This is a genomic window from Mesorhizobium sp. M2C.T.Ca.TU.002.02.1.1, from assembly GCF_003997225.1.
Genome location: NZ_RZTO01000262.1, coordinates 1 through 7,341, shown reverse-complemented (window position 1 = coordinate 7,341; position 7,341 = coordinate 1). Strand labels below are relative to the sequence as shown.

7 protein-coding genes are annotated in these 7,341 nt (G+C 65.9%); all 7 read right to left on the bottom strand.

Annotated elements, in window-relative coordinates; genetic code table 11:
• Positions 1-2,159: 3-hydroxyacyl-CoA dehydrogenase/enoyl-CoA hydratase family protein (locus EOD07_RS15815; protein WP_164772273.1), on the bottom strand; the 2,159-nt coding region annotated here is incomplete at its 3' end.
• A complete protein-coding gene (locus EOD07_RS15810; protein WP_127236137.1) occupies positions 2,156-3,292 on the bottom strand; it encodes a thiolase family protein in 1,137 nt (378 codons plus the stop codon). The genes EOD07_RS15815 and EOD07_RS15810, both read right to left, overlap by 4 nt.
• A gap of 28 nt (positions 3,293-3,320) precedes the next feature.
• The gene (locus EOD07_RS15805; RefSeq protein WP_127236136.1) at positions 3,321-4,112 is read right to left on the bottom strand and encodes an enoyl-CoA hydratase-related protein; all 792 of its coding nucleotides are present in this window, start codon (positions 4,110-4,112) and stop codon (positions 3,321-3,323) included.
• Positions 4,105-5,082: a nitronate monooxygenase family protein gene (locus EOD07_RS15800; RefSeq protein WP_127236135.1), complete on the bottom strand. Its 978-nt coding sequence runs from the start codon at positions 5,080-5,082 to the stop codon at positions 4,105-4,107. The genes EOD07_RS15805 and EOD07_RS15800 overlap by 8 nt, the downstream gene beginning before the upstream one ends.
• A 3-nt stretch (positions 5,083-5,085) precedes the next feature.
• The gene (locus tag EOD07_RS15795; RefSeq protein ID WP_127236134.1) at positions 5,086-5,727 is read right to left on the bottom strand and encodes a TetR/AcrR family transcriptional regulator; all 642 of its coding nucleotides are present in this window, start codon (positions 5,725-5,727) and stop codon (positions 5,086-5,088) included.
• Positions 5,728-5,809: 82 nt separating this feature from the next.
• A complete protein-coding gene (locus tag EOD07_RS15790) occupies positions 5,810-6,565 on the bottom strand; it encodes an SDR family NAD(P)-dependent oxidoreductase (RefSeq protein ID WP_127236133.1) in 756 nt (251 codons plus the stop codon).
• Between the two features lie 61 nt (positions 6,566-6,626).
• Positions 6,627-7,341: methylmalonyl-CoA mutase family protein (locus EOD07_RS15785; RefSeq protein WP_206519474.1), on the bottom strand; the 715-nt coding region annotated here is incomplete at its 5' end.

Genomic DNA, 7,341 nt, shown 5'->3' with positions numbered 1-7,341 from the left:
CCGCCGGTAAGCGCGCCCGCCAGGGCTTCGGCTATGGCGACGTCGGCATCGCTGATCTGGCCGAGATTGCGGGACGCCCTGACGCCGTTGATCAGCGACAGGTAGCCTGAGCGTCCGGCGACCGCGATCGATGCGCGCTCCGGTGCGGCGTAGTTGTGGGCGAGCTCCATCGCGAAGCTTCTGGCGGCGCCGAGAAGGTGGGCACGGTTCATGACGATCCGATCGGCAGGCACCAGCATGCCAAGGCCACGCGCGTCGAGCGCCGACGTCGAGACCGCGGCGCGCCAGATGACGTCGAAGACGGTTGCGGCATTTGCCGCCGGCCCGCGCGGAACAGACGGGTTCAGCGCCGCGCGCCTCAGCAGCTGGGTGCCGCCGCCCCAGCCGGGGATGATGCCGACCTTGGTCTCGGGCAGTCCGGCGTTCAGCTCGGCATGGGCGACGATCGCGTCGCAGTGAAGCATGAACTCGCAGCCGCCGCCGAGCGCCAGGCCGTGCGCGGCCGCGACCACCGGAAACGGCGCATATTTCATGCGCAGGAACAGATCCTGTCCCTCCTTGATGTAGGCATCGAGCGCTACCCAGTCCCTCCGCTCGATCATGCCGAGAAAGGCCCGCAGATCGGCCCCGGCGGAAAAAGCGCGCGGATCGTCATTGCCGAGGATCAGGCCCGAGAACGAAGAGCGGACATGCTCCAGCGAAGCCTCCAGCACGCTGAAGACCGCGGGCGCGAAACTGTTGAGTTTCGTGTGCAATTGAAGGCACGCAATGCCTTCGCCCATATCCCAGAGCGAAGCCGCCTCGTTCTCGACAACCGCCTTGCCTTTCTCGCGGAGCGAGGCGATCGACTGGGTCGCGGCGGTCGTTCCGCGCCGGGCGCCGACCGGCGCCGCCTCGAGCAAGCGCGCCGGCAAGGCACGACCCTCGGCGGTAAACCGGGTGGCAAGCCGGGCGCCGTCATAGCGCCGCGCCAGCGCCATCGGGCCTTGCGACCAGCCATAGCCGAGGATCATCGCACGATCGATGTCGTCGCGGTCGAGGCTGATGTCGTCCGCTATCCTGTCGACGTAGCCAACGAGGTTGGCGAAAACCGTCCAGGCATAGCGCCCAAGCCGGTCGTCGCTTTCGAGAAGGGCTGCAAGATCCTTCCCACCGCCAGGCAACTGCCCGAGATCGTAAGGCCGCGCATCGCGATAGTCCTGGGTCGCGAGATCCAGCGCTTGCTTGGTCTTTTGCGGCGTCAGCCTGTAGAACCCTTCACCGCTCTTGCGGCCAAGGCGCCCCGCGGCCAGAAGATCCTGGACCAGCTTCGTGCCAGGCAGGTCGAACTCCTGCAGGTCGTCCGTATCGGGAAGCGCCGACATCAGGCTGCCCCAGACATGCGGGATGAGGTCAAGGCCGATCAGGTCGAGAACACCGAAGACGCCTGTGCGCGGCGCGCCCAAAGCCATCATGACGGCATCCGCCTCTTCGACGCTCACACCCTGCCGAATGGCTTCTATGGCCGCGACCGCCAGCGCATAGCAGCCGATCCGGTTGGCAATGAATCCGGGCGTGTCCCGGCAATCGACCGTCGTCTTGCCGAGGGCCGTTTCGCAATAGTCCCTGGCAGTGTCTATGACCGCGGCCGGGTTTTCGTCGCCCGAAACGATTTCCACGAGTTGCATCACGCGCGGCGGATTGAAGAAATGCGTGATGACGAAGTCGGACGCGAATGCGCGGGGCATTCCATCCAGAAGCGCCTGGCGCAGGATCGTCGAGGTATTCGACGAGACCAGCGAGCCCTTCTTGCGCACCGCGTCGATCTGGCGGTACAGCGCCCGCTTCGCGCCGACCTCCTCGACGATCGCTTCGACGATCCAGTCCGCCTCCGCCAGGCGCGGCATGTCGTCCGCGATGTTGCCTGGGCGCACGAGCCCGGCCGCGGCAGCCGACATGAAGCCGCCGACCTTGAGCTGGCGCTCCACGCCCTTTTGCGCCGGATCGTTCCTGCGGGCCGGATCGGATCCCGGGACGTCGAGCAGGTCGACCGGTATGCCGGCATTGGCGAGCTGCGCGGCGATGCCGCCGCCCATCGAGCCGGCGCCGATCACCACGGCGCGGCGCAGGCCGATGCGCTCGACCCCCGCTGCGGCGGAAATCCTGACCACGGCGTTCATGCGGCCTCCAGAACCATCGCGATGCCCATGCCGCCACCGATGCATTGGGTGGCGAGCGCCCGCCTGCCCTTCTCGCGCCGCAACAGCGATGCAGCCTTGCCGACGAGGCGGCCGCCGGTGGCGCCGAGCGGATGGCCAAGGGCGATTGCGCCTCCGTCGATGTTGAGCTTTTCATGCGGAATGTCGAGCTGCCTGCGGCAAGCTTCCGCCTGGGCGGCAAAGGCCTCGTTCATCTCGACGATGTCGATGTCCGCCATCGTCAGGCCGGCACGGCTCATCGCTTTGCGCGACGCCTCGACGGGTCCCATGCCCATGATGCCAGGCGCGCAGCCGGAGATAGCGAAGCTCTCCACGCGGGCCAGAAGCTCCAGTCCGTGGCGCCTGGCAAATTCCTCGCCGCAGACCAGCAGCGCCGAGGCTCCGTCGGTCATCGGCGAGGAGGTGCCGGCCGTCACCGTTCCGTCCTTGAGGAACACGGTCTTCAATTCGGCGAGCTTCTCGAGCGTTGTCTCGCGCACGCAGCCGTCTTCGGCGACCGTCGCGTCGCCGAGCGGATAAGGAGCGATCTCCTGCGCCAGCAGCCCCTTCTTCTGCGCCGCCCGTGCCTTGGCCTGGCTCGCGACGGCAAAGCGGTCCTGGTCCTCGCGCGTGATCCCGAACTGCCTGGAGACGCGCTCGGCCGTCATGCCCACATTGATGAAGTCCTCGACCTGTTCGTCCGACCATGAAGGGTGGGGAAGCACGTTGAAGCCCATCATCGGCACCTTCGACATGCTCTCCGTGCCGCCGGCGATGAAAGCATCGCCCGCGTTCATCAAAAGCATGCCCGCGGCGACCTGGACCGCCTGGATGGATGAGCCGCACCAGCGGTTGACCGTCATGCCGGCGGTGGTCTCCGGCAGGCCCGCCTGCAGGCCGACGACGCGGCCGATGTTGAGCCCCTGCTCGCCCTCGGGAAACGCACATCCCCAGACGACGTCCTCGATCTCCTCGCCTGCGACGCCGGTCCGCTCCAGCAGCGCCCTCACCGCATGCGCGCCAAGGTCGTCCGGGCGCACACCCGCCAGAGCGCCCTTTCTTGCGAAGGTGAACGGCGTGCGGACGTAGCCCGCGATGAAAGCGTGTCTTGTCATGAATGCTCCTCCCGACCTGCCGTCGTGATCAACGGCCGTGAAACTGTGGTTTTCTCTTCTCTAAGAATGCGTCGACCGCGCCGGAGAAGTCTTCGGTGAGCGCGCAGACCCCAAAGCTCTCGCCCTCCGCGTCGAGCTGGGCCTCGAATGGGCGATCCCACGACGAGCGCAGCAGCGACTTGATACGACCCATCGCAATCGGTGCTCCCTGCGCCAGGCGCCTCGCCAGCGCTTCGGTCTCGCCTGCGAGGTCGTCTGCCGGAACGACCCTGTTGACCAGGCCCAGGCGCAACGCCTCCTCGGACCGGACGGTCTCGCACAGGAGCGCTATCTCCATCGCTCTGCGGAGGCCGACCAGACGCGGCAACGCCCATGAGCCTCCGCAGTCCGGCGATGCGCCGATCGCGGCGTAGGCAAGATTGAAGCGGCAATTGTCCGCGGCGATGGCGAGGTCGAGGCTGAGCGCTATGCTCATGCCGCCACCGGCGACCGCGCCTTTCAGGCTGGCGAGCGTGATCGCGGGCGACTGGGCAAGTCGCTTCAGGGCGGAATGGATCGGATCGATCAGGTCGAATGCGGCGGCACGCTTGTCGGTCGAGGTGCGGAAATGCGCGAGGTCGCCGCCGGCGACGAATGCATTTCCTTCGGCGGCCACCACGATGACGCGCACCGCGGGGTCGCCCAGTGCTCTGTCCACCGCGTCGTGGAAACCTCGCGCGCTCTCCACGTCCAGGACGTTCAGCCGCTCGGGTCGGTTGAACCGGATCTCGGCGACACCGTCCTGGCTCCGGTAGAGAATGGCCGGCCCTTTCTCAGGCATGAACACTCCTGTCGCAAGAGGTGAGCTGCGCCTGGAATCGATCCGACCCCGCTGCCGCCATCGCGTCGCGGTATTCGTGAGCGAGGCGCTCACATAAAGCGGCGGCAGGCGGGACATCCGTCACCGCGCCGACCCCCTGTCCGGCCGACCAGATCGCCTTCCAGGCCCTGGCTTCATGGTTTAGGTCGAGTTCGGCATGCGCCGGCAGATGGTCCGGATCGAGACCGGCCGCCACGATGCTGGGGCGCAGGAAATTGGCGTTCACTCCGGATATCGCGGGCGTATAGAGGATGTCCGCCGACGAGGACGCCACGATCATGTTCTTATAGGCCGCGGGAGCCATCGACTCGCTCGTGGCGATGAAGCGCGTGCCCATATAGGCGAGGTCGGCGCCCATGACGCGCGCGGCCGCGATGTCGCGACCCGTGGCCAGCGACCCGGACAGCACCAGCGTGCCGCTGAAGAAGGAGCGGATTTCGGAGAGCAGCGCGAACGGGTTCGTCGCACCGGCGTGGCCGCCGGCGCCGGCCGAGACGGCGATGATGCCGTCCACGCCCGCCTGCGCCGCTTTTTCGGCATGGCGGATGTTGATGACGTCATGGAAGGCGAACCCGCCATAGGCATGGACGGTGTCGACCACGTCCCGCACCGCGCCGAGCGAGGTTATAACCAGCGGCACCTTGTGCCTGGCGACGATATCGAGATCGGCCGCAAGGCGCGGATTGGACCTATGAACGATGAGGTTCACCGCGAAAGGAGCGGCAGCGTCGCCGATGTCGGCCAGCCGCCCGCTTATCTCCTCCAGCCAGGCAGAGAAGCCTTCGCTGCTGCGCTGGTTCAGCGCCGGGAACGCCCCGATCACCCCTGACCGGCAGACCTCGACGACGAGGTCCGGCCCTGAAACCAGGAACATCGGCGCCGCTATGACAGGCAGCCGCAATCGTGTCAGAAGCGCATCCGGAATCGGCATCCTTCAAGCTCCGGAACGCGGCGTCAGACCCAGCAGAAGAGTCGCGACACAGCCGTCCGCGACCTCTTCCGCCGAGAGCGATCCAGCGGGATCGTACCAGCGCGCGATCCAGTTCAGCGCGCCCGTCAGCGTGAACGTCACGATCTTGGGGTCGCCCACGGCCAGCGAGCCGTCCCGCATCCCATCGCGGACGACGCGCCGCACCGTATGATCGATCTCGCGCTTGAGGACTCGAAACTGCGCCTTGGCCTGCGGTGACAACTCGTGATCGGCGGTGCGTGTGACGCAGATGCCGAAATCCTGCGTCATGATGATCGCGTAGCGGCGCATCAGCGCCTTCAATCGGTCGAACCCGCTGCCGCCGTTGCGCTCGACCGTCTCGGCAGCCACCCGGATCCCGTCCAGGCCCAGACGGACGCATTCGAACAGTATCTCGTCCTTGTTCGCGAAATAGTGGTAGATCGTCGGCTTCGTCACATTCAACGACGCCGCCACCTCATCCAGCGACGTGGCATGAAACCCCTTGCGATTGAACGATTGCACCGCCGCGTGAAGCACGGCCTCGCGTTTCACTGCGCGGTCCCGCTTCCTCTCATGCTTGGCCGGCCAGGGCGATGCAGGCTCCGCGAGTGAAAGCGCGCTCATTTATTTTCCAATCAGTACCATAGTTACTCGCCAGTAATATTTTACTCATGAGTAACATGTCAATGCCCCCTTCGACATGCGTCTAAAGGGAGGAGACCAAATGGCCTCCATCCACCGCGATCGTCGACCCGGTGATGTAGCTGCCAGCCGCGGACGCAAGGAGCAGCAAGGCTCCGTCGAGTTCTTCGAGCTTGCCGAGCCGTCGTTGAGGTATCCGGCTGATCAGCTTGAGGCCGGCCTCGCTCGAAAGAAAATCGCGATTGATGTCCGTCTCGATGTAGCCGGGGCACAGCGCGTTCACGCGAATGTCGTAGCGCGACCATTCCAGCGCCAATGCCTTCGTCAGATGGATGACACCCGCCTTGGAGGCCGCATATGCAGCAACATTTCCAGCGACGCGAAGCCCCAGTATCGACGCGATGTTGACGATGGCTCCGCCGTGGCCGTTTTGCTTCATCACCCGGGCGGCGGCCTGGGCCACCAGGAAAACACCTTTGAGATTGGTGTCGATGACCTGATCCCATTTCGCCTCGCTGAGGTCGAATGCAGCGCCTGAACCCGAGACGCCGGCGTTGTTGACAAGAATGTCCAAGCTCTTGCCCGAGGTTTCGAAAAAGGAAGCAACGGCAGCCCCATCCGTCACGTCCAGTTGCACCGCATCTACGCTTGCGCTGCTGTCCGCCATCTCGGCCACAGCTCGATCGAGAGCGTCCTTGTTGCGCGCCGTCAACACCACGCGCACGCCAAAGCGCGCCAAGAGCTTGGCAAAATGCAATCCAAGTCCGCTCGAGGCCCCTGTGACCAGCGCGGACTTGCCGGACAGATCCGTAAACAACATCCTTCCCCCCTCGTGTCCTGAGCCAGGCGGTTCTGCGTTTTTCCGAGAGACGGTGAACGCCCTACGCGTTGCGCCTCTTGCCCTCCATGAGGTCGAGCACGGCCTGGGCCGCATGGAGGACATTGGTGCCTGGCCCGAAGATGGCGGCGACGCCGTGATCGTGGAGGTACTGGTAGTCCTGGCGCGGCACCACGCCGCCGACCACCACGATGACGTCCGAGGCGCCTTTTGCCTTGAGCGCCTCGACCAGTTGAGGCGCCAGGGTCTTGTGGCCGGCCGCCAGCGAGGACATGCCCACAAGATGGACCTTCAGCTTCGCCGCAAGGTCCGCCGCTTCCTGCGGCGTCTGGAACAGCGGCCCGGCGATGACGTCGAAGCCGATGTCGCCAAAGGCCGAGGCGATGACCTTGGCGCCGCGGTCGTGGCCGTCCTGGCCGAGCTTGGCCACCAATATCCTGGGAGCCTCTCCCTGGTCGGCCCGCAGCGCTTCGAGGCGTTTCACCAGCATCTCGTATTCCGGCTCCCCACGATAGGCCGCTTCATAGACCTTGCGCACCACCTTCGGGGCGGCGGCATGGTCGCCAAAGACCATGCGCAGCGCCTCCGATATCTCGCCGACCGTTGCGCGTGCCCGGGCAGCCTCGACTGCGCCCGCCAGGATATTGCCCTCGCGGGAGCGGGCGACGTCGCCCAGCGCGGATAGGGCCGCCGCGACCTTTTCGGGATCTCGCTGGCGCCTGACCGTTTCGATGCGGGCGATCTGCGCGGCCCGCACC

Excerpts from the sequence above, each read along its gene's own strand:
- EOD07_RS15790 (WP_127236133.1), bottom strand. The coding sequence starts at position 6,565 with ATGTTGTTTACGGATCTGTCCGGCAAGTCCGCGCTGGTCACAGGGGCC.
- EOD07_RS15800 (WP_127236135.1), bottom strand. The coding sequence starts at position 5,082 with ATGCCGATTCCGGATGCGCTTCTGACACGATTGCGGCTGCCTGTCATA.
- EOD07_RS15810 (WP_127236137.1), bottom strand. The coding sequence starts at position 3,292 with ATGACAAGACACGCTTTCATCGCGGGCTACGTCCGCACGCCGTTCACC.
- EOD07_RS15805 (WP_127236136.1), bottom strand. The coding sequence starts at position 4,112 with ATGCCTGAGAAAGGGCCGGCCATTCTCTACCGGAGCCAGGACGGTGTC.
- EOD07_RS15795 (WP_127236134.1), bottom strand. The coding sequence starts at position 5,727 with ATGAGCGCGCTTTCACTCGCGGAGCCTGCATCGCCCTGGCCGGCCAAG.